This is a genomic window from Bradyrhizobium sp. WU425 (assembly GCF_021052305.1).
In the GTDB taxonomy this organism is placed as follows: domain Bacteria; phylum Pseudomonadota; class Alphaproteobacteria; order Rhizobiales; family Xanthobacteraceae; genus Bradyrhizobium; species Bradyrhizobium canariense_D.
Genome location: NZ_CP088089.1, coordinates 6,352,587 through 6,375,136 on the forward strand (window position 1 = coordinate 6,352,587; position 22,550 = coordinate 6,375,136).

Annotated in this window: 17 protein-coding genes and 1 pseudogene; 10 read left to right on the forward strand and 8 right to left on the reverse strand. The window is 58.4% G+C overall.

The features are described 5' to 3' along the window. Positions 1-1,046 precede the first annotated feature (1,046 nt). Together BcanWU425_RS30705 and BcanWU425_RS30710 are read left to right on the forward strand one after the other, a co-directional pair. Positions 1,047-1,244, forward strand: coding sequence for a DUF6494 family protein (locus tag BcanWU425_RS30705; RefSeq protein WP_018459985.1), 198 nt, complete (start codon positions 1,047-1,049; stop codon positions 1,242-1,244). 220 nt (positions 1,245-1,464) lie between these two features. Further along, a pseudogene (locus tag BcanWU425_RS30710) lies at positions 1,465-2,215 on the forward strand (IS5 family transposase). A 400-nt stretch (positions 2,216-2,615) separates the two neighbouring features. Here the strand turns inward: BcanWU425_RS30710 and BcanWU425_RS30715 are convergent. Continuing rightward, positions 2,616-2,852, reverse strand: a complete 237-nt coding sequence (locus BcanWU425_RS30715; protein WP_018459966.1) for a hypothetical protein — start codon at positions 2,850-2,852, stop codon at positions 2,616-2,618. Between the two features lie 1,803 nt (positions 2,853-4,655). After that, the gene (locus tag BcanWU425_RS30720; protein ID WP_018459965.1) at positions 4,656-5,555 is read right to left on the reverse strand and encodes a hypothetical protein; all 900 of its coding nucleotides are present in this window, start codon (positions 5,553-5,555) and stop codon (positions 4,656-4,658) included. A 1,151-nt stretch (positions 5,556-6,706) separates the two neighbouring features. Here BcanWU425_RS30720 and BcanWU425_RS30725 point away from each other — a divergent pair. After that, a complete protein-coding gene (locus BcanWU425_RS30725; RefSeq protein ID WP_007595423.1) occupies positions 6,707-6,916 on the forward strand; it encodes a hypothetical protein in 210 nt (69 codons plus the stop codon). Between the two features lie 319 nt (positions 6,917-7,235). Continuing rightward, on the forward strand, positions 7,236-7,412 hold the full coding sequence (locus BcanWU425_RS30730) for a hypothetical protein (RefSeq protein WP_157643135.1): 177 nt from the start codon (positions 7,236-7,238) through the stop codon (positions 7,410-7,412). A 180-nt stretch (positions 7,413-7,592) separates the two neighbouring features. On the opposite strand, the gene BcanWU425_RS30735 is transcribed toward BcanWU425_RS30730, so the two are convergent. The 3 genes from BcanWU425_RS30735 to BcanWU425_RS30740 form a co-directional block, all read right to left on the reverse strand. Then, positions 7,593-7,805, reverse strand: a complete 213-nt coding sequence (locus tag BcanWU425_RS30735; protein ID WP_018459962.1) for a hypothetical protein — start codon at positions 7,803-7,805, stop codon at positions 7,593-7,595. 230 nt (positions 7,806-8,035) lie between these two features. Beyond that, positions 8,036-8,170: a hypothetical protein gene (locus BcanWU425_RS37465; protein WP_007595432.1), complete on the reverse strand. Its 135-nt coding sequence runs from the start codon at positions 8,168-8,170 to the stop codon at positions 8,036-8,038. A gap of 431 nt (positions 8,171-8,601) precedes the next feature. Further along, entirely contained in the window at positions 8,602-8,847 is a 246-nt protein-coding gene (locus BcanWU425_RS30740; RefSeq protein ID WP_018459961.1) for a PilZ domain-containing protein, read from the reverse strand. 513 nt (positions 8,848-9,360) lie between these two features. On the opposite strand from BcanWU425_RS30740, the gene BcanWU425_RS30745 reads away from it, so the two are divergent. Beyond that, positions 9,361-9,534, forward strand: a complete 174-nt coding sequence (locus BcanWU425_RS30745) for a hypothetical protein (RefSeq protein ID WP_162847251.1) — start codon at positions 9,361-9,363, stop codon at positions 9,532-9,534. Positions 9,535-10,332: 798 nt separating this feature from the next. Here the strand turns inward: BcanWU425_RS30745 and BcanWU425_RS30750 are convergent. Next, entirely contained in the window at positions 10,333-10,689 is a 357-nt protein-coding gene (locus BcanWU425_RS30750) for a hypothetical protein (RefSeq protein ID WP_231188840.1), read from the reverse strand. A gap of 3,908 nt (positions 10,690-14,597) precedes the next feature. On the opposite strand from BcanWU425_RS30750, the gene BcanWU425_RS30760 reads away from it, so the two are divergent. Together BcanWU425_RS30760 and BcanWU425_RS30765 are read left to right on the forward strand one after the other, a co-directional pair. After that, the gene (locus tag BcanWU425_RS30760) at positions 14,598-14,813 is read left to right on the forward strand and encodes a hypothetical protein (RefSeq protein ID WP_204513775.1); all 216 of its coding nucleotides are present in this window, start codon (positions 14,598-14,600) and stop codon (positions 14,811-14,813) included. A 1,030-nt stretch (positions 14,814-15,843) separates the two neighbouring features. Beyond that, positions 15,844-16,125: a helix-turn-helix transcriptional regulator gene (locus BcanWU425_RS30765; protein WP_311979671.1), complete on the forward strand. Its 282-nt coding sequence runs from the start codon at positions 15,844-15,846 to the stop codon at positions 16,123-16,125. Positions 16,126-16,262: 137 nt separating this feature from the next. Here the strand turns inward: BcanWU425_RS30765 and BcanWU425_RS30770 are convergent, their stop codons facing one another. Together BcanWU425_RS30770 and BcanWU425_RS30775 are read right to left on the reverse strand one after the other, a co-directional pair. Further along, positions 16,263-18,053 (reverse strand): adenylate/guanylate cyclase domain-containing protein, encoded by a 1,791-nt coding sequence (locus BcanWU425_RS30770; protein ID WP_204514096.1) that lies wholly within the window; start codon positions 18,051-18,053, stop codon positions 16,263-16,265. Between the two features lie 398 nt (positions 18,054-18,451). Then, positions 18,452-18,802, reverse strand: coding sequence for a hypothetical protein (locus BcanWU425_RS30775; protein ID WP_231188841.1), 351 nt, complete (start codon positions 18,800-18,802; stop codon positions 18,452-18,454). Between the two features lie 502 nt (positions 18,803-19,304). Here BcanWU425_RS30775 and BcanWU425_RS30780 point away from each other — a divergent pair. The 3 genes from BcanWU425_RS30780 to BcanWU425_RS30790 all read left to right on the forward strand — a co-directional run bounded on the left by BcanWU425_RS30780 (position 19,305) and on the right by BcanWU425_RS30790 (position 22,388). Beyond that, positions 19,305-19,730 (forward strand): cupin domain-containing protein, encoded by a 426-nt coding sequence (locus BcanWU425_RS30780; RefSeq protein ID WP_204513774.1) that lies wholly within the window; start codon positions 19,305-19,307, stop codon positions 19,728-19,730. A gap of 284 nt (positions 19,731-20,014) precedes the next feature. Continuing rightward, positions 20,015-20,998: an ABC transporter substrate-binding protein gene (locus BcanWU425_RS30785; protein WP_085349988.1), complete on the forward strand. Its 984-nt coding sequence runs from the start codon at positions 20,015-20,017 to the stop codon at positions 20,996-20,998. Positions 20,999-21,917: 919 nt separating this feature from the next. After that, a complete protein-coding gene (locus tag BcanWU425_RS30790) occupies positions 21,918-22,388 on the forward strand; it encodes a nuclear transport factor 2 family protein (protein ID WP_204513773.1) in 471 nt (156 codons plus the stop codon). Positions 22,389-22,550: the final 162 nt, after the last annotated feature.

Sequence of the window (22,550 nt, forward strand, 5' to 3'; positions counted from 1 at the left end):
AGCAAGCCGAGGAACGAAGTCGGCAAACGTTCAAAAGTCACAGGTGTCTCGGCGATGCGTCGCCGATTGCGGCGACAGCGGCGTTTTGTTTTCTAGCCACACACCGTGGCGACGAACGTGCCGTAGGCTCGCAGCCACGAAGCATCAGAGATCTCTGGCCGAAAAAAGCGCCCGCGTTGACTTGTTCGGCTTTGGGTCAAAGGCAGCCCTCGGCAGCTTGCATGATCGGGTCGGCTCATCTCCCGGAAGCGGCCCTCGCAGCGCTCTAACTGAGGTCGGTCACGGGCCATGTGTGGAAGTCGTTCGTACACTGGCTACTCGCAAGCCGAGCGAGACGGATCGCTCGGCTACAATTTAGTTATGGCAGCCCAGCAACGAGGCAAATGTCCGTGAGGTCTTCCCATTCGACGAGATTTGCGATGTCCGTGATGTGCGTGTCGAGATTTATGTCTCTGCTGAGGAGATGCGAGCGTTCTGCCAATCCCGTAAGCGTAAGCGCATAGACTTTGTGGCCCTGCTTTTCGAGCCTCTCGGTGACGCCAACACCAAGCTCCGTAAAAGGCTCCGCCAATAAGAACAAACGTCTTTTGCGCGGATTGAGCACGTGCGCTGCTGATGCTTGATGAAGTTACCGAGACCGCGCTTACTCCGGCCGCGAGACTGCCGATCAATCAGCGGCGGGTGACGTCTGACAAGGTCATGAAATCTCTCCGTGCAAAAAAATTGGTACCATACGAGTGCAACAGTGTAATCGCCAAAACCGAACAAATGGAAGATGACTTCAGCGGCCTTCGAAGGAATATTTTTTTGACCGGTCACTGACTTCCGCCATGGGTCACAAGCGGCGGTCGGCGACAGCTCCAGCCGTGTCCGGTCCACCTCAAACAGCCGACCTTGCGCCGCCTCGGGTGTAGTCTTCAGCTCCGGGCCGACGTTGTAGGCAATCAGGTTGAGGAGGAAGTCGGGGGTGACGCGAGTTGGGCCTCGATGTTGGGTCTTTGCTCGCCTCGTGTTAGACATCGCCTGACCGACCAGGGAGAACAGCCATGACCGCCGAGTTCGATGAAGACCGCTTCAATATGGCTATCCGTAAATTTCTGAAGCATGTTGGAGTTACATCGCAGCGCGAAATCGAAAACCTAGTGCGCAGCGGGGTGAAAGGTGGCCAGCTCAAACTGCGAATGACCCTGTCGGCTGAGGGAACGGCGCTGAAACATGTAGTCGAGGAAACAATCGCACTCTGACGATGTCCCGGCTGCCCCGGCATTGCCGCCCTGTTGGTGGAGCATTCAATCCTGTTGATTTCCAGCAACGACTGCTTTGGGTCATTTTCGACAGTTTTGGCACAGAGTGCGGGATGGTTGATGCCCGTTCCTGTCCAAAAGGCGCGTACCAGTGTCTGCCCATGAGCGTTGCGTTTGGCCGAATGGCCGTGATTCAAACTTCCGAACTGGAGCTCGAATCATGCGCTACGAACTCGCTGACTATGAATGGACCGCTATCAAGCCGATGCTGCCGAACAAGCCGCGTGGCGTCCCCCGGTCGAACGACAGACGGGTCCTCTTCTGGATCCTTCGATCAGGAGCACCCTGGCGTGATCTGCCGGCGGCGTTTGGGCCATACACCACTTGCTACAACCGCTTCGTCAGGCGGCGGCGGGCTGTCGTCTGGGGCCGCATCATAAAAGCGCTTGCCACTGCCCATGATGCCGCTACCCAGATGATCGACACCTCCATTGTCAGCGTACATCAGCATGGGGCCTGCATCGCAAGGAACCAGCCAATCGATGGGAAGGTCCCGCGGCGGTTTGACGAGCAAAATCCATGCGGCGGTCGACAGCAATGGTCTGCCGGTACGGTTGGCGCTGAGCCCCGGTAAGGCCAATCCGTTCGACTTGCCGGAAAACTGCTGTCTCGTCTGAAATCCGGGTCAATGTTGCTTGCGGACCGTGGCTATGACGCGGACTGGATCAGGGAGCTTGCCATGAAGAAGGGCGCGCGTGGGCCAACATCCCGCCGAAGAGCAATCGCAGCGATCCGATCTGCTTCAGCCCATATCTCTACCGCGCTCGCAACCGGGTTGAGCGGTTCTTCAACCGGATCAAACAATGTCGTCGGGTGGCGAGGCGGTACATAGGCTGGCCGCCAACTACCTTGCCTTCGTTCAGCTCGCGTCAATCAGGCTATGGCTGCGTCTTTATGAGTCCGCGTCCTAGTTCTTGCCAAGGCGGTCCGATGCAACATCGCGATGTGCGGTTTCGTTCTTCCCCTTGTCGTCGATGCCGCGCGAAGGGTTGGTGTCCGGCTGGGCGCTGGTACCTTGCCGAGACCGAGCTGCTGGGCGGCTGCGATGCCGATCGTCACCTTGCACGATCTGAGCGAGGTGCCAGCTCCGGATACTGCGACTTGCGCTCAAATGCTTGAGCAAGGACGCCGCCTGGGACGTGGCCGGCCCCGCGGGTCGAGCTGATCGAGCTGATGAACCGCGCGACGTCTGGATCCATGCGCAATAGGATGAGGCGAAGGTGCCTTAGCGGCCGTTGGTGGAAGCTATGCTTAAAATCGTTCAGGGCGCGGGACGGATAAGACAAGCCGACCGCCCAGCCTCTTTCCGCATCAGCCGCGCTTCTTGTGAGCGGATGGCTTAAATTCCACGACCTCGTGCTGCTCGCTGGAATCCGAGTGCCCTTGTTGTTTTACGATGATCTCAAGCTCAAGAGCTTCGAAGGCGAGTTCATCCGCCAAGCGTTGAAAGAGCGCGCGCTTTTCGGCATCGGTCGCCGACTGACTCATAAGAGCAAAGTCTCTGGCGTCCGCGCGGAGCCTCTCCAATCGTCGCCCGAGGTCCTTCATCGTCTTGGCTCAGGTTCTAAACTCATCCTCGACGCAAACAGTAACCTTGCTTTCCGGGATGACGGATGATTCAACTACGGAAACAATATATTGGTTCTCCTAACTGTTAGTTAGCGGCGTATTCACCGTGCGGTGCATAGGCACGGTCGCCCATGGGACCAACTTTGGTTGGACGGGCTGGTGGCCGCGGCGCGAGGCCTCGTCTCCGACCTTGCCGCAGGTCCACCCAGGGTGCCATCAAAGGTACATCAAGGTCTGAAACCGCACAGACCCGAGTTTTGCACGCATCAGGTCTACGGCACCAAGCTGCTGTGCGTCGAACATTGGCCGGGCGCGCGCCGCGGCAGGACCGGTTCAAGGCTTGAGTTAAATGGCGCGATATTAAATGATTCAATCATCCGGCTTCTGGCAGGCGAGTTGCGGCGCCAGCCATCGGGACCGGCCCTGCGAAGCCCACCGGATCTCGGTCGCAAGTCTGCTCGCCGCTTCGCTCGCAGCTACAAACCCCGCTTTGTGATGCCGGGAACGCGTTTGGGCGAAACGGTTGTTCGTCGCTCGACCTGCGCTTTGGCGTCCAGCACTTTATCGCCAGCTCGCGCGGCGCGCGGCCGGCTCACCTGGTCCGAAAGACTGGGGCCCTTTCCAAACGTTCCGACCGGGGGACCATTTGTCGCGTGACCACCACTGATGTTTCCTTTGGCCTGTGCTGCCGGGGCTGATGCGTTTCGGGAGGGTAATGAGCCGATGATGATCTGGTCCTCGTTGCTTGTACCCGTCCCAACGGCCCCGATCGGCAGGCCATTTTGCGCGTGACCAACCCCGACATTTCTTGCGGCCTGTGCGGCCGTCCGCGACTTTGTCGGCGTGGCGGGTTCAACGTTCGGATTGTTCGATTGATTGTTGGTGCTCGGATTTGCGCCGGTGGCGGTGTCTTTCGTCCCCATTCCGGCAGGCGCTGAGGGACCAGCGCCGGCGCTACCCGCATTCGTCCCCATTCCGGCAGGCGCCGACGGACCAGCGCTGGCGCTGCTCGCGCTTGTCCCCGTGCCCGCACCCGCCGACCCAGCATTTGCGGCGCCTCCTGGCGCGAGGACCAGCAGAGCTGAGCTGGCGACGATGGCGGCGAGCACCAAAGGGGTGGCATGGGGCATTGGACGATCTCCTTGCCAGACCGTTAACCATGATCCCCCGGCGCGGTTCCTCTGCGCCATGGCGGGTTCTGCCGCATAGTGCTGGACCGCACGCGCGCCCTCGATGGTCGCACGCAAAGCGCAAAACCGCGCGAGCTACTATTGCCGATTCAAGGTGCCATTGCAGATTAGTCAGCAGCTCTGACGGAGGTGGCCGCTTTAATGTAACACTCGGGTTGCTTCTGCTAGCCGGACCTTCTCTCTCAGCTCCTCAAGATCCTCGAGCGCGTCGAGTAGTTGCATCAGATTGCGGGTAACATGTGCCAGATTGGGCTTTGGGCGTTTGAAGATTCGAATTTTTGGTCCCATTGCTAGACGTCTCCTCGCAACGAAAATCACTGGTCCGACTGATTGGCAAGGAGCGTGCCATCTGAGCGTCCGCGGAGAGCTCCGGTGATGGGAACGCCAGTCGCGCTCCCGCCCCAATCTCACAGGGAAGGAGAGCGCCAAAGGCTTCACCATCCCCCACATTGGGACGATTATCTCCCTCCCGGTTGCGAGTGAACTATGGGCTGCAAGCCGCGCGATGGCGGCAGCTGCGGAGCAAGCAACAGCCCTCGGCGCTCCGCACCGAGGTCTCGCAGCGATCGGACGCGTTGAAAACAGCTAATCCCTAGTCCTGCACGGCCTGGTCGGTCTGCAGCGGCGCGTGTGGCCGCCCCCTGTCTTGCGGCCGCGGAACGGTTGGCACAGGTTTGCGGATCGTGGCGGCAATTGGCCTGGGCAACGGCACTGGCGTCTTGGGGCGTAGGATCTGCTCGGAAGCGTTGGTGGTGATGCCGGCCAATTGTTCTTGGACCATCCTAAGCTGCTCGGCGGCATCCGCTCTGTCTCGCACCATTTGTGCCTGGACCGCCGTAAGCCGGTCGGAGAGCTGGCCAAGGTCGCGAACGATTTGATCTTGGCTGGCCTTGAGCTGCTCGATCGCTTGCGGCGGGTTCGTAAGGTCGCCCGCCAATCCCTGGAGCGCCAGCTCCGGCGAACTGGGGCCGGCTGCCTGGATCGCATCGTGCGGTGTAGTCAGCGGCCCCGGTTGCTGAAGTGCCACATAGGTTGCACTCGTCTGAGTGGTAGGCAGAGCCGAGGAGATCTCGGCTCTTTCTTGCGGCAACGAAGATGAAACGGCACGCGCGGACCACCGATACATCATTGCTCTGACCGCATCGCCGTCGGATGACTGCGCTGCAAGAGCAGCTAAACAGATGCCGCTTGCCAACAGCAGACCGATCAGGCCGCGCAGTGCCGGCCTTCCGCGCAATGAGCTCGCCCCGCGGTCGGGTGGTCGAAACCATTTCGCGGAATTCTTCGGCTGAGAAGGGTGGCGCGTGCCATCCTGATCTAACTTGGAAAGCTGTTCGTTGACACGCGCCAGCTGTTCATCTGCACGTGCGATCTGATCATAGGTGTGGACGAGCCGTTCATCCGCGCGCGCAACAAGCTCGACGTCTTCTAGTGAGAGCGCGGGACCATGAATTTGTGAGCCGGGATATATCGGTTTAATCGGCGAATGCATCGGCGTTCCCCATCGCACCCAATGTCACCCGGACCGAGGCCGAGCATTAAATCGGGCAGGTCCACACTCCCCAACGCCGGTTTGACCAAAGCAAGGCCACAAGATGAAAACCGGAGGGCGGATTTTCGGCGACAGCGCACAGGGCTCTAATCCGTCGAGGGTCTTCGGGAACGACGGACGGCGGCGCATCGCCCGGCAACCCGACGGAGCTGGCCCTCGCGGTTCGCGGGCCCATTCAAAGCGGTCGTAGTGCCAGCGACTGCACGCTTCTCCCCCAAGCCCGCCACCAGGGCATCTCGACCACTCTCGAAGACCTGACTTTGGTGGTTACAACCCTGGCGCTGCACGCCATGAACTCCGCCGCGCGCATCGAGCAGATGCCTGCCAGCGGATGCATCTTCGTTGCGGCGAATTCGTTTCCTTGTCGCGATCGTAAACCGTTTTGACGCCGCGGCCTCGGCCTTTCTGACCCGCTTTCGTAGCTCGATGAGCTGACGGTACTCGGCTTCCAGCGGGTCGCGATAGGAGAACTGCGCGGCTGGTGCACGATAGTTCGAATTGCCATACGACGAATATCGAATCATGGAAATCGAACCCGTTTTCAGGCAACCCCCGCTAACTGGTGGTTCGGAAAAAAAGCCGATCGACGCGATCGATATTCCGTCTGGGCAAGTTGGCAACGAATGTCACTCGTTAGGCTTGATGCTACCGAGGACGCAGGATTGCGCTCGCGCTCGTGAACCGCCTACACGGAAGCTGTGCGATCGAGATGATCCTGATGCGGTGGAGCATCAGTAGCTTGACTTCGATGCACCGACCGCAGATCAACTCGCCGTCCCCGGCCGGTGGCGCAAGAACTATCAGCTCTTCTGGCGCGAACTCTTCTTCGCAGTGATCGCAGCGGGGGATTTCGAGCATCCGCGCATTTGCTCACGCAGTTGTGGCGGATTCGATAGCCTCTTTACCCGACCGCTCGCAAGAGCTTGATCAATACCCACGGCCGAGCTGCACCAAGTTCGTTCCCAATCGGGAACGTTGTTGAAGAAATCCCGGACGTTGCAGATTTACAACCCGCGCAGCCATTCGCGATACTAAGCTCGTCCATGGAGACGACCAGACATGCTTACTTCAACATGATCGCGGGGGGCGAAATGTATGATGTCTATCGCAATGACAGGCGCTTCTTGCTCGTTCTAAGTTCAGGCTCTCCCGTGCCCGTGCTTTACTCTGCACATAAGTGGCGGAAGAGCAGGAAACGAGTTCTCAAGGTCAGCGACGAAATCAAGTCAGCCGTTCAGGCACAAGGCTATTACGTCCGCAGCCTGCGGATCACCAAGGAGCGAATGATCGACGTCGAGTAGGTGGCGAGCGGGTGTTCTCGTTGGCGCGTTTGATCACCAGCAACCAAGCCGCCATAAGCGCGCTGTTCCGCGTCGTCAACCGCCATGTCGGCAACTTCGCACCGATGCCGGGGTGTTTCCGAACCATTCGGATCGGGGCTTTTCGGAGGGTGCAGAGTGCGAGATCCTCACGATTGCGGGTGGGCATGCCGCCTAGCACGGGCGGGCCGCCCTTACGTCTCAAACGGAACTCCATGAGCAGGCCGAGATTTTGGCTTTTTCCATTGAACCTTTAATCGAACTGTCGGACGAACCTTCAATTGGAAACCGGAGGTTTCCCATGAAGCGTCTGATCTCATCTGCAATCGCCGCCGTTGCCTTCCTCATTGTTGCAACCACTATGCTGTGGTCTTACACACCTTCGGCTGAGCGCCATGTCACCCGTACAGCCATAGGTCATTGCAAGAATTTCCACAGCCTGGCCGGGACAAAAGCGTCCGAACTATTGCCTTACTAAGCGCCAGTAAAATGCGTCGAGACGATGTGACCTGTAGCAGGTGGCTGGATGCCACGCCGACATGAGAGTAGGCGAAGGCGCTGCAATGGCCCGTTGCCGGATGATGTGCTCAAGATCATTATGCGCGGGACCGAGAAAGAAGCTAATCGGGCGGCTTGAACCGCGAACTGCTTTGGCAGCTTAGCTCGCCGCCGCGCCATCCAACCGCGCCAGCCCAGCCTCGATCACGGCGATATCCTCCTCGATCTGCTGGACGGTCGTCCCGAAATCAAAACCTGTACGTGCCTTTAGGTCCACGGCCAGTTTCCGACGCTGCATGCGGAGATCATCCAGAGCCCTCCGATTGTTCAAGCGAACGTAACCGTCCACAATCAGCTCGATTGCGTTTGGCATCCCACCCCCTGTCGTGATCGACCGGCGCCGAACCGCTTACACACTTCAAAACGGCATCTCTTCGCAAATTGTGTGCAGCAGCCCAAGCCGACCTGACGCCGGGAGAGCAAGGGGCTGCACAGTTTAATGGAAAGACCGGCTCCCAATGTCGCGATTGCGCGTTGTTCATCCCTTTCGAGATCGCCCCATGAGATGCCGTCCATGACGGGTCTCCGTCGCAAAAGAACTATTTAAAATCCAAACGCGCGACCGATCTGCCGCAGCATAGCCATGGCCGCGTCGGTGTACCGACCGTGGGTCAGGTATTGATCCACTTGCGCTGTACTGATCAGCGCAACAACGAAGACCGTGAAGCCCTTAAGCATTGGGGCGTCTCCTGAAAGAGACCGCCAACCGGGCGTGTCGAATAGACTGTTCTCAGAATGCGCTGCCGCATAATGCGACTGTATGTAAATGGTGACAGTGACCGGTAACCAATCCCTTAACCGGCGTTAGGTGCGCGCGCCAAGGGCCGAGGCGAAGGCGCTGCAAGAGCCGTTGCTCATGTGCTCTAGGTCTTGATGCGAGAGTTAGGAAAGGAAGATTAGCCGCTGCACAGAGCCGCGCGGTTCCTCGATAGCGCAAACAAGAAGCGGCGAGTGTTAGTCCCCACAAAATGGAAGTCACTTCTTCATGGCGTCTGCTACATCGGGGGACCACGAACGGATTTCCGGTCTATTGTTTGACATCGCCCATCCATGCCAGCAAAAGAACCGCGAGTTCCATTGTAGGGCAGAGCTAACTGACTCTTCTCCGCCTAAAGATCCTCGAACGAGACCCCGATAAGATTTCCACTCAACCAGACTAGGCGGCAACTTCGGATGATGCGATCTTTCTCGAGCATTAGTTTGAATGTGGAGGCCACGTGCCGCTTCGACGGAAGCTCAACTGCTGCCCCTTCTTCCGACATGTTGACCACGCGGCAGCGTAAGCTGGCGCCGTCGCCTGAAATGTAGGCGACCTCGTCCACATCGATGCGCTCCAGCTTTCGACGTTCTATCATTTCATTATAGCCGCAACGAGATCATCTTCGCCCGATGTGCACCTTGTCTCTAGCAGCTTAAATTGTCGCGCGATCTGTGTTGCTAGGTCTGATCGTTCCTTAGCAAGAGCTTTTCTTTGCTCAAGCATGTCGTGTCCGTCACGCTCGAGCACCTGGATCAAGGTGGTTTGACTTTCGATATAAAGCTGCTTGGTTGCGATTGCTCGAGCGATAGCCGCTAGTTCATCATTGCAATCCGAAGTCATTAGCAATCTCATGGCTGGCCTGTCGGCGAGTAAAGCTACATCCTACCTGGCCTTAACTGCGAAAACGTTACACTTGTCCCAGCAGCCCGGCGCCTTCTTTTCCAACGGATTAGTCTGAAGGCGCACACGCGACACATTCTCCCGTTTGTGCGGTGCCAAACGGATTTGCCGCCTTGTCCGTACTCTTACGGACGTTGCGCATCCGCAAGCTTTGACGTCTACTTCTGATTGTTTTTATGACGATCTTTGTTTCCCGACGAGAGGGTCCATGAGCGTTAAAGCCATGATGGCGATGATCCTCCAGAACCAACTGGCCTTGCGAGGCGTGCATTCGCTGAAGGCGTCTGACTACGACCAGATCGTAGAACTTCTGATTGAGCAGCTCAGAGAGCTGGAGCTGAGCTTGGCTGTGCGAGAGATTACCGACAAGCCCCGGGAATAGCAGCAGCACCCGATTTTTTAAGGGAGGACGAAGACGAATGCGGAGATTGTTGTTCAGCACCAGTGCCCAAAGCCGACAACCGCTACTGGCTGATCCGATAGAACAGTGGCGGATACCCGGCCAATCGGGTCCAGAGCCACGCGTTGGTGCGGCCTTCAGTCAGATTTCGTCCGTGCAGCAATCTCTTTGACCTTTATCAACGTTCGTTCGAATTCGGATTTGAGATATTGCTCGTGCGCCCGGTCCATTGGCTTCAGGAGAAATGCGACTTTCACGAAAAAGCGGTTCAACAGCGAAGTAATTAAAAGATTGTCCGAGTGTTTCGACCGGAGCGCCGTAAGTCGGCGACGCATCTCGATGAGATCAAGCGTTTCGTGGTCCGGCTGCTCTCTCAAGTGAAGCTCGCGCGACTGTCCAGCGTCGAAGTCGCTGCACCGAATATAATGGTGCGGCGACTTCGCTGGGGTGGAGCGGACAAGGACAATGTCCGTGTGCGCAAACTAGTCCTCTAGCGCGCGGCAGCAATCGCGGTCTGGAATTAAGCTTGATGTTCGTGTTGCAAGTTAATTCTGGAACTGAGCAGGGCGAACGATAGGAGGTGTTGAATTTCGGATGCACTGCCCGGGCTGTTCAATGTTGAGCGCAACGTGGACACTCCCCATCTGCTGCTTTGCCGAGCTGTCTTGCGAATTCTTGTCTGAGGTCTTGCGTCTCCCAATGTGCACCATCGCTCCTGACGATCTTCTTGGCGCGCTCGAAGGCGTGGCTTTCGGCTGCATCGTCGCCGACGCGGACATCCTAAAGACCTTGGCCGTCTTCCGGCTCGGCCCCAGGGCGATCATCGGCGGCTCGTGCGTGACGCCCTTCGTCTCTCGTCAGAGAGGCAAGTCGGTCCAATTGATTAGCCAATCCGGTGAGGGTCCTTGCGACGCTCTTCAACAAAATTGCTCGTTCGGTGGAAATAGCGGATGATTTAGCAACGGCCTTGTATTCAATCGCGAGTTCTTGACGTCGGGCGGCAACATACAACCAACGGCCGGTCTGTCCGGTAGCGGACACACCCACCTGACCTGAGGCCGGCTCGCGGCCTTTAAATAATAAAAGGAACTTAATTTGTTTAATTGCTTTAAATTTCGTGCGGCTTAATATCCGCACGCCACCGACCGGAGCTCAAGCATGCCAAGCCCCACAGAAGACGAGGACCGCCGCGAGTTCTTAAAGACCTGCGGTAGGTTTGCCGTGGTGACGCCTCCAGCGATGACGCTCCTGCTATCAACATCGCTGACGTCTAACGCCATTGCGCGGTCTGGCGGGGGCAGCTCGCATGAGCATTACCACCACCACCATCATGACGATTAAGGCAGTGGCATTTCGATAGGCGGTGCCTTGGGCAACGCCGTAGGCGGTCATGCCGGCCTTACGCCGTCGCCGGCATGGAGTGGGCGGCCCTGGGGCGCTCCTGAAGCCCCCCTGCGCTCCAGGGCGCTTTCCACAGGCGCACGACCCCGATCCGGGCGAACATCACCGGCGCGCCTCGCTCCGCGACCAGCAGCAGCACTTTCATTCTGGCCGATCGCCGACCGGCAGCCCACCTCGCTTGTTGGGCGCGAATCGGCGAACTGTATAGGCAGGCGTAGGCGTGCAACAGGCTGGGGGGGCCGCTGGTGAGAAGGTGGGCGCCGGAAGATCATCAGCGGCTGATCGCTATGGCCGCCGCAGGAAATCGACCCGACGACATCGCTCGCGCGCTGGGGCATGGACAGAACCCGCTGTGCGAGGTCGCGCGCATCTCCACAACATCCCCTTGCGATTGGTGACGCAAAAGCGGAAGTGAACCGGAGTTGAGGCGGCCTCATTCGCGCGTAGGGGGACCTGATTGAGGAGCTGCGAGATCGCCGTGACAAGTTGGGCCGGCGCAAACGGCTTCTGCAACAGGATGCTGTTCGGGACGCTCTGGGACGCCCAATGGTCGGCCGCAGCGCCGGTCATGTAGATCACGGGAAACGTCGGCTCTTGTTCTCGAACCTGTCTGGCCAAGTCCCAGCCGCTGAGCGAGCCCATAACGTTCACGTCCACAACAAGCGCCCGATACTCTTTCATTCCGCTCTTAAAGAGAGTCAGAGCTATCGGTTTAATCGGCGAATGCATCGGCCCATCGCACCCGATGTCACCCGGGCCGAGGCCGAGCATTAAATCGGGCAAGTCCACACTCCCCAACGCCGGTTTGACCAAAGCAAGGCCACACGATGAAAACCGGAGGGCGGACTTTCGGCGACAGCGCACAGGGCTCCAATCCGTCGAGGCTCTTCGGGAAAGACGGACGGCGGCGCATCGCCCGGAAATCCGACGGAGCTGGCCCTCGCGGTTCGCGGGCCCATTCAAAGCGGTCGTAGTCCCACCGACTGCACGCTTCTCCCCCAAGCCCGCCACCAAGGCATCTCGACCCCTCTCGACGACCTGACTTTGGTGGTTACAACCCTGGCGCTGCACGCCACGAACTCCGTCGCGCGCATCGAGCAGATGCCTGCCAGCGGATGCATCTTCGTTGCGGCGAATTCCCTTCCTTGTCGCGATCGTAAACCGCTTTGAGGCCGCGGCTTCGGCCTGTCTGACCCGCTCTCGTCCCTCGATGAGCTGACGGTACTCGGCTTCCAGCGGGTCGCGATAGGAGAACTGCGCGGCTGGTGCACGATAGTTCGAATTTCCATACGACGAATATCGAATCCTGGAAATCGAACCCGTTTTCAGGCAACCCCGCTAACTGGTGGTTCGGAAAGAAAATGCCAGATCGACGCGACGATATTCCGTCCCGGCAAGTTGGCAACGAATGTCACTCGTTAAGCTTGATGCTACCGAGATACGTTAAACCTGGAACTGCTACCAGAAATGGATCTGCACGTGAGCCGGCTAGCTATACGAACACGCGAGACCGAACCGCTCCGAATACTGACGACGCCAAACCACGAACATAATACCGCAAATATTCGTTGCGAGTTGCGGCCACTTCTGTTTGAGCTGTGGAGAATAGTGAAAACCAGAAGAAATAAGAGCGCAGCTCGCATTTAATCCGACGCAGTGAGTCGGAGTGCCTGAAGTGCCGGACATTTGGTTTCCACTTCTCGCGACCGCCATCGTCGGCACACTCCTTTTCCTGGCGTTCCGACGATAGCGCGCCGTGTGGCAATAAATCCTCAGCGGCCGCTGAAATCGCGGTTCCCTACGTGATGCCTTTGACTGTGCATAAACAGGAAGGTTCACTTCCAAGACAGGAGGTGGACGTGAGTACCTGGTTGCTCATTTTTCTAGTTATTTTGAGCGTGGGCATTTTAATCGCACACGCTATCGACGCGATGCGCTCCTGAATCGCCGGACGTCACGTGCCATTTAATTGGATTTTCCTGAAGAAGACCAAAATCGCGCACTTGTCTAATCGTAAGCGCTGCTCCGGCTCGAAATAGAGCGGCTGAGGGCTGAGTCTTCCCGCATCGCTCGTCAAGGCGAGGCAGACTGGTGAGTCGGGAAGCAAGACAAAGGAATGCATGTTGGTTTTGGCACTAACAAGGCGAAGGCTGTCTTCGCGCAGCTATGCAAGTCGCAAAGCGTTCATTGTTCAGACGCCTAGCGGCTAAGTTTGCTCTCTCAAGAGAGAAGAAGCCCCGCGGATCACCACCCGGAGAGCGAGACCGACATCGGCTCGCGCCTTACTAATGCTAGCAGAAGGAGGGAGAACCACCGCATGAAAGCCGCGCAAATCGGGCGTTATTCGCAATGCTCAGCAGACGCCCTGAAACTAACCTCCTGCGAAACGATCCACCGCCCGATGGGAAAGAGCCGCGCGAGCCGATATTCGGCCCCGGAGACAGCCCCGTGTTGAGATCCACGCTCCTGCGCTTTCCCGCGCCAGCGTTTCGCGGCGCTCGCTTGCAGCTGTCGAACTGCGGGACCTTTCGAGATTAGGTAGCCAAGGCCAAGCAGAGATCTCGTCGTCATCGGCCAAAACGCGCGATCTGCCGATTTTCCTTGGCGCGGGATACTACATCCGGCGGATCCAAGCTAACGCGCGCAGATCGCGGCGGTGCCGGGGCAGTAGACGGTGCTGGCGGTGTTTTGTGCGATTGCGAGATCCAAGGCGCGGCCTTGTCTGCGGGCGGCAGTCACCTGGAAGCCGTCCATTTTGCGAATTCGAAAACCGTGAGGCCCGAGCGGCAGGCCAGCAGCAATATCTTGCTTGCCGCTCGCAGCAACTCGACGCGCGGCAATCCACCGAGGGAAAAGCCTACAGCGAGTGTGCGAAAGCGAACAGACCTGATGGGTCAATTTGACTAGTCTCGCGGTGGTCCCAATTGCGGGCCACGTCTTCTGGGGCAGTACCATAGAGGGGCGTGCAATGGACGCTCGTGCGCGACTGGATGGTTGTCATTTCGCTCTGCACCAAAATTGTGAGGCACTCGCGTCTCAAGTATCCGAACTTGAGGCTCTTCGAGACCGAGTAGCCAAGGCCGAGCGCAGAATCGTCGGTGCGGCACGCGAAACTGGAGCTGGAAAGGCGGTTTATGAGCGCAGTGCGGTCGGCCCGGCCAGCAACGCGATCATCTGATCAGCGTAAGGGTCCGGGCTTTTAAGACTGACTTAGCTGCTACCCGCCCCAGCCGGGGGGCCGGACTGTGGACATTCGTGATTACCAACCACAATTTGAGCAGATGTCCCTCGATGAGTTGTGGGCGCTCTACACGGACGTCGATCAGATTCTCGCCGCGAGGATCGTTGCCAAAAAACAAGAACTCGACAGGCGACTCCAACAACTCCACCAAACTAATGGACCGGGCGGTTCATCAGAGCTCAATGTCCGCGCATCATCGTCGGGTCGCGACCGGCTCTGACAAGGGCGTCGCGCTTGCCGCAAACCCTGCGCGCGAGCGAGGCTCCCCACCTAAGGTGATCGGGCCATCGATCAATGTCTGCCGGCGGTTGCTTCAGCTTGTGGCTGCACCTGTCGTCCTGGCAACAGACCAAGAGACCGCGGCCGCCGAACCAGCTGATGTCCATAACCGGGAGCAATGAAAATGCAGCACCACAGCATCGCCGACGTCAGCTGCGTCATTCTTCAATGCCTGGATGCATATCAAGCCGCTGACGTTGAACCACTCGTGTTGAAGTGTTTCCCGGATCTCGACCGGCATACGCTTTGGCAGGCGTACAACGTCGCCTTGGTGGCATACACGTCAGGCACAGGCCTTCACCACCAACAAAAGGAAGCAGCGGGCCGCTGGAATGACTGAGTTTGGAAAATGAGCGTTGAGAAACTGAGGGCGACCGGCCAGGACGTGTCAGCGCCGGCAGGAATATGCATGGCGGAAGCTGATCGCGGGCGCGTCAGCGGTCGCCCACTTCGGCGTAGAAGGCCTCCTGTTGGCCTGCCCAACCGGTCTACTGTTCCAACCGAAGCGGAAAGTTCTATTTCGCAGGAGCTCACGGGGGCGTCAGAGCGCAATGGCGAACACCCCCTCACGGCGGCAAATCTAGATCATTCTAGGGCGCTTAGAGCAAGTGGCGGCCGTGGACCGCCGCTTTCCTGTTGGCTCAACAAGGAATGGCGATCACTGATCTCGCTGCAGCGGCGCGCGCGATATCGGTCTAACACGAACGTAGAGCTGACGGGGTAGAACGTTAAGCGCATATGCCTCACGTTAGCATGCTGAGGGCTTCATTGACGTCCTGGGAGACCAAACATGCCCAGTTACGAATGGCTGCAGCCGGACGAACGCAATAAGCGACGCTCGATTGCGGACGCCACCGACCTTCTGCCCTCAGACGGCGCGTGGAGGGGCGAAATCCGGGTCGGCGGCTTGCGGCGCTGCGGCGCATCGACATGGTCGGAATCGATTCCGAGTTCGAAGCGGAGGCCGAGACCTACACGCTACAAAATGCCCTGAGCTAGCGGAGTGATCCCGTCGCTGCGTCCGAGATAGAGGCGCGGCTTGCGACCTATGGCTTCGACCATCACGCCATCACCACCGAAGTCTACGTTCAGGCGCGCGAGGTCCTGGTCCTGTTCGAGGGGCTGCTCAACGCCGCACAAATCAAGCGCATACTGCTCCTGCGCGAGATCAGAAATCCGCGCCTCTTAGCTGGACCGCTGCGCCGGTGACGCCGCTCGGTTTCTGCCGATCCCTGCCCGCTCGATCGGTGTGTGTGTGGAGTCGCAACTACGGGCATGAATTCGCGCCATGACGGCCGTTTCTACACGGCAGTCAGAACCACACGCGCTCGACAGTCGCGCGCGCCTCGAAATTGATCGATGGTGGCGCCTTGGATGACGCTTCGGTTGCCGCACTGGCCGATCGGCTCGGGGTAAGCTCGCGCCACCTTGCGCGTCTGTTCGAACGGTACGTCGGGGCCAGCCCCCAACAGGTCGCGAAGACCAGGCGTGTACAGCGGGCGAAGCGCCTACTTGACGAGACGACTGAACCACTGGCCCAGATCGCCTACCGGGCCGGCTTTGGCAGCGTGCGCCAGTTCAACGCCGCCTTTCGGGAGCTCTATGGACGCTCCCCGTCCAGCATTCGCCACCGCCTCAAAGTATTCGCGTGAGACAGGCATCGGAGCGTTGGTCAGCTTCTGGGCCCTTAGCCGACCCGCCGTGTGAATGCGGTTGGGGACCGCTTGTGGACCCAAAGCCGACGTAAAGCAGGAACGCGCTGAAGTCGGCCTCTGACCGGAAGCGCCTATCACCCTTCCGGCACGCCAGCGAGCCGCAAGCCTTCACACGAGCGCTCGAGCCCAGCAAGGAACATCGGGCTGTCGCTTTGTTGCGCAACGAGCAAGCGACGGATGGTGAAACCTGAGTTGAGCGCTAGTCCCATTCTTGCAGCAGTTCGCGCCTCCTCGAGCGCGCCGGTCAGGCCCAACGCAGCGGCGAGCAACAAATGAGCGAGAGGAAAGTTGCGGTTCGCCTCAGTGCTTCGTCGTAGCCAACTGACGGCTTCGACGTCCGAACCAAGCTGCAACTTGGCCACTCCGACATAACACATCCACTGGTAGGCTTCAACGTCGCGAGGGGAGAGACGTAAAGCCTCGAGTATATGGCCTTCGGTCTCGGCAGCGCACCCCATATAGAATTTGGCAAAACCTAAGGCAGCATGAGCGTTGGCCCTATTCGAATCCAGCGCCAACGCATGCTCGAATTCACGAACGCCTTGGGCGGCCCGGTTCGTGAAGATCTGGATCCGACCCCAAGCCAAGTGGGCTGAAATATGGTTCGGCCTGATGGACAATGCCTTATTCACCATCGCCTCGGCCGCTGCAAACCGCGCAGGCCCATCATCCGTCGTAAAGCTGGCTCCAACTGCCGTATCAACATTTGCCAGACCAATCATTGCTTCGACGTTGCCGGGGTCGGATTCTAGAGAGCGTTCGAAGAAGCTCCGCGCTTGCGCCACGCATTCAGGGCTAAACCCCTTCATCAACCAGGCCCGGCCTTGGAAGTACAAGTCCATCGCATCGGGATGCAGCGTACGCTCGGCTCGTCGTGCCTCAGCCTCGATGAGCTGGGCACCTAACGTATTGGCGAGCCTCGATACGATTTCGTCCTGCATGTCGAACAAGTCGATGAAAGACTTTTCGAAGCGCTCGGCCCAAAGATGCTGGCCGCTCTTAGCATCGATCAACTGCACGTTCAACCGAAGCCGCTTGCCGCTGCGTTGCACTGAACCTTCGAGCACATAGCGAACGTTCAATTCGCGGCCGACTTGCCGTACATCGACTGCTCTACCCTTGTGTGAGACGGCGCTGTTCCGTGAGATTACAAATGAACCAGCGATGCGCGACAAGTCCGTGGTCAAACTCTCCGTTACACCATCCACGAAATAGTCCTGCTCACGATCACCGCTCAGGTTCGCGAAGGGTAGCACGACGATGGATAGGCGCGGCGTTGAAAGCCGGGCCCGACTTGCGCGTTCAACCTGTGTCTCGGACCTAGGCCCATCCCGGACCGCTGCATAGGTCCGGACCGGAAGGGCGATGTTCTTGAGGTTCTGCTCGCCCAGATCAGCGAACTCGATGCCCACTTTGCCTCTGACGTGGTCATACGCGGAAGACGAGATGCAGATACCGCCTGGTTCTGCGATGCTTTCGAGCCGCGCCGCAATGTTTACGCCGTCCCCAAAAATGTCATGCGGCTCGACAATCACGTCGCCTATATTGATGCCCACCCGAAAGGCAATTTGATTGTCTTCCGGCTCATTGATCGTAAGTTCGTGAGTCCGGGTTTGGAACTGCATCGCGGCCCGAACCGCCTCTACCGCGCTGGCAAACTCCGCCAAAAACCCATCGCCTGTGTTTTTCACCACGCGGCCACCGTGCTCGGCGATCGCGGGGTAGACGGCCTCCATGAGGAGCGTCGTCAGTTTGGCATGCGTAGCCTCCTCGTCATGGTGCATCAGCCGCGAATAGCCCGCCACGTCGGCGGCCAATATCGCCGACAATCTGCGTTCGATCCGGGACGGCCGCTCTTGCGCCATGACCTGCAGGCCTTTTTTGACCTGCACATTCTACGATAAATCCGGCTGCCGTGCCACGATCACAAGCGGGACGGCAAAGTGGGCGTAATTGCCCGAAGATGGCCATGGTGACGGCTGCATCAATCGGAATGGCCTCCAATCGGTTCCCCGTTCAGCCCCAAAATCAGGCGCTCGCCTAGGAAAGCTTCGTCCATTGCTCGGCCGTCGCAGATGAGATGATGTCGCCTTCTGGGCCCATAGCTGAATTGCCGCGCCGTCCGCCAATTCGTCAGTTCATGGCCCGTGGCTGACCTCAGCCCGGAGCGCGGGGATGTCCGCCTCGGGCAACTGACCCGACCAAGGCCATGCTGGCTGGAGAGGGCAGCCTTTGACCGAAGCGGACTACCTTTTAAAGGGCATTAAGTCATACTGCCAGGCATGAAGCATCGGACGCGCGGATGACCGTCTATGTAGTGCCTCCAGACCATTGTGCGGCCGAAACGGTTTGGTTGTGTGATAACCGCGCCGTCAGGTACGATCACCCATTCGTCGTCAATGAGGACGCGGTAACGCCCACGAGTGGACTCCCAATCCGCATCTGACACTATGTATCGGTCGGCATCGGTACAGCACTTTCCAAATTCGCTCTGCAGGCTTTCGAACCATGGCTTCAGCGGAGAGTGGTCGTATCGGCCATCGTCACGTGCCAGTACGGGTGTCAGTAGCCACGCCGAGCCAAGCAACGATGCCGCAAGTTTCGCTGGAAACATCTCTTTGCCTCCGCGATATTCACCGGCCGATGCGCTGGCTTGGTGCGGCTTAGGCTGGCAACCCGGAAACTAAGTCCGTTGCAACTGCCGCTGATGAGTGACGGTAGCCAAAATCGCTCGACGCTGTGATGGGACAGTTCATCCCCATCGTCTACTGACGTGAGTCCGGCAATTCGAGCGAGGTTCAAAAACGACAACAGTTCAACTAAAGGTCAGTGCAGCTGCTTCTTTGGCCCAGCCTGTCAGGACGGCTTGACTCGACTCGGCCAATTGACCGCTGCTGGGCCATCGGCGAAGTAGCAGCGCACCGGTTGAGGTCCGCTCAGTGAGGCATGGTGGACCAGATTTGCTCGCGTTGAGTTCTTCGCATTTTGACCCATGCCAGACATCATTGCCCAATAGACATGCCCAAGGTCCGACCATAGGCTTTCTGCTGATACTTCGGTGCGGACGGGCGGAGCCGTCCCGCGATCTTTTCTATGGCGTCACGGAAGGCACGACAATGGCTGAACTTATCAAGGTTGGCGAAATGCAATTGCGGTTTCTGCGCACCAAGTATGATACCAGCGGGGCGCTTGATATGTTTGAGGTGGTGATCCCGCCCAACTCCCGTATGCCGGTCCCGCACCATCACCGTGACTGGGAAGAAACGATCTATGGTCTTGAAGGCGTCATCACCTGGACGGTCGCCGGCAAGCGCATCGAGATCAAGCCCAGAGACGATCTCTTCATCCCGCGCGGTGTTGTCCACGGGTTCGTCAACGAGACGCAGGCGATTGCGAAAATGCTTTGCGTTCTCACGCCAGGCGTTCTCGGGCCGGAATTCTTCCGAGAAATGGCCATAGCCATCGGCGGCCCTGCGCCTCCTGATCCTGCCCGGATGGGCGAGATCATGAAACGTCACGGCCTGATACCTGCGCCATTTTGATTAGGTGGGCCGGCTGCATTCGCGCTCTGCTCGCGAACCGCATGTTATTTGTGAATGTCGCTTGTTGGCCCGAAGGCGAAGATCGCCATCGTGTCCCGCACGTCGGCCGTCGGGGCCAGAGCGGACCTCGAGAACACGCTGGCAAATTGAGGCGAATGACCCAAAGCCGATCGGTCCTGCACCGAATTTGCGATGCAGCATTTGCATCGGGTGCGACGATGTGCACCGGCTGCCACAACTAACACCTGATAACATTTAACCGGCTCACTATCTTCGAGTCCCAAATGAGGCGACGGGAGCTCATTGCGCTTTTCATGATTGCAGTAGCGATGTCGCCGTGTGCGATATACGCCCAGAAGAGCCCGCTTCCGATAGTAGGCTACCTTGGCTTCGATTCCGCCGAGAAAAGCAAGGAACTGCTCGTCGCTTTTCGCGGCGGGCTGCGCGCCAAGGGTTTTGTTGAGAATCAGAACGTCGCAATCGAGTACCGCTTCGCCGAGGGAAAGTATGATCGGTTTCCGGAGCTGATAGCTAACCTCGTCCAAGGCCGTGTTCAGGTAATTGTCGCCGCCACTGGCACCAATGGAGTCTTGGCGACAACCTCCGCAACAAAGACAATCCCCATCGTGTTTGCAATTGCCATGGACCCTGTATCCCTTGGCGTCGTTTCCAGTTTGAACAGGCCCGGAGGCAACGCCACCGGTGTGAGCATGTACACTCCACAGCTTACGGCCAAGCGACTTGAGCTCTTGGCCGAGTTGACGCCGGGAGGCGGTTCGATCGCCGTGCTGATCAATCCGACAAACCCTAACGCAAATGTGGTCGCCTCAGACGCTGAGGCTGCCGCTAAGTCGCTCGCGCGGGCGATTCACATTCTGAAGGCCAGCACAGACGAGCAAATTGCTGCTGCCTTCAAGGAGATCAGAGACCAGCAGCATGTTGCACTTCTCGTTAGCCCAGACGCATTCTACATCGCGCGGCGAGAGAGACTTGCCGCGCTGTCCGAGCAAGGTCGGATTCCTGCGATCTACGAGTGGTCTCTTTTTGTAAAATATGGGGGACTTATGAGTTATTCACCGCGCATCACCGATGTTTCCTACCAGCTTGGCGTTTATGCAGGAAAAATTCTGAACGGCGCTGCACCCGCCGATCTACCCGTCGAGCAGCCTACTAGGTTCGAGTTGGCGATCAATCTGAGAACTGCAAAGATAATCGGCCTTACCATCCCGCCCCATCTTCTCGCGCGCGCCGACGAGGTGATTGAATAGCGGGCAAGCTACGTCCGCTCGTGGCCCATCGGCGACCTCGGAGCCCATCCGCTCTTCGGCCGATGTTGGCGGTAAACCGCACATCAGGTAGCCAGCCTCTTAATGAGTACCTGGGGCCGTTTTGAACTTTCGCTCCATCGTTCAAGCCGTTCCACAACCGGCATTGCCATCGCACTATTTGGAATGGGCATCTTTTCGCAGCTTGATCGAGCGTTCTTCTATGGCCGCAATACCGACGCCGTGCTCAAGCTTGCGCGGTAGATTGGCCGAGGCTTTGGGCTGTAGGTCAGCCGCGCTGCGCTCAAGATCGCTCGGGGACTACTTCTTCAACAGCAGTCCCAACGTTCGCGCCATGCGCCTCACCGATCCGGCGTGGCGACCGAGATCGGCGGCTATCCTCGATGTGCCAACTCCCTGCCGGGCGAGCCTGACCAATCGGCGGACCTCCTGCTCGGCCCATTGCTTTGGCTTCGGTGTTTTCATGATGCGGCGCTCGATCCGCACCAGTTAACCAGCGAGCGTTATTACCGACACCTGGGAAATTTACGGGTGGGCTTCCTGCCTGAGGCCGGCCCTCGCCGTTGAACGGCAATTTAGGCGCCTTGGGCCGTAGCGAGCTTGTCGTTCGTCCTAACCATGATGAACAAGTAGGCCATCGCGCGCGTCGAGCAAGACACTTTCATCTGTCAAATGCGTCAACTTGCCTGTCTTTCCCGACCGCATTCGCCGCATTCTCGAAGGAATGCCGCCTCCGTCGTCGATGATCAAAGTTGGCGCGCGCCAAGCCGTGCAAAGTGGCATATACTCGTAGTATTACAGCCTAACGAAAGAATGCCCCTCGGAACAAATGCAACGCGACGTCCTACGTCAGGAGGACGTCGCGATGCAATTGTGCATCACAACCAGAGGGGAAGTTGCTATGAAGCGACGTTCATTGCTCTTGGCATTGTGTTCTTCCGCTTTCATCTCTGCACCGGCACTGGCCGATGGGGTCAAGCAGGAGGCCGAAAAATTAGCCGTCGCCTACACCGACTGCGTCGCCAAGAAAGACGCGGGCTGTGTCGCTGCGCTCTATACAAAGGACGGGGTTCAGATCAACCCGGGCGGTGTGTTTTCCGATCTCAAGACCGTATACGAAAACAACTTCAAGAACGGCACCGATCATATAGAGATCAGAGTCGGCAACATGTCGGTCATCAACAACGATCTGGTCGTTGCCAACGGCGAGACCGACATCTTCGGTAAGGACCCTAAGAGCGGCGACGCCACCAAGGTCACAGTGTTCTGGGGCGGCATCGACATACGTGAAGGCGGCGCTTTAAAAATCCGCCAGTTGACCGTCGGCATGAAGCCGCCTCCAGCTAAGGAAGCCAGCGCCGAGAAGAAGTAGGACGTCATCCTGTCGTAAGTCACCACGCGCCCATCCTCTTTGAGGGTGGGCGTTTGATCTTGCTGCACGTCGCTCCGAAAGCGAAATACGGTTGCCTCGAACGCACACCGCTCGCGCGATATCTGCAAGTGGCCCCTTAGCTGCCTCTCTACGTCGGCGTCC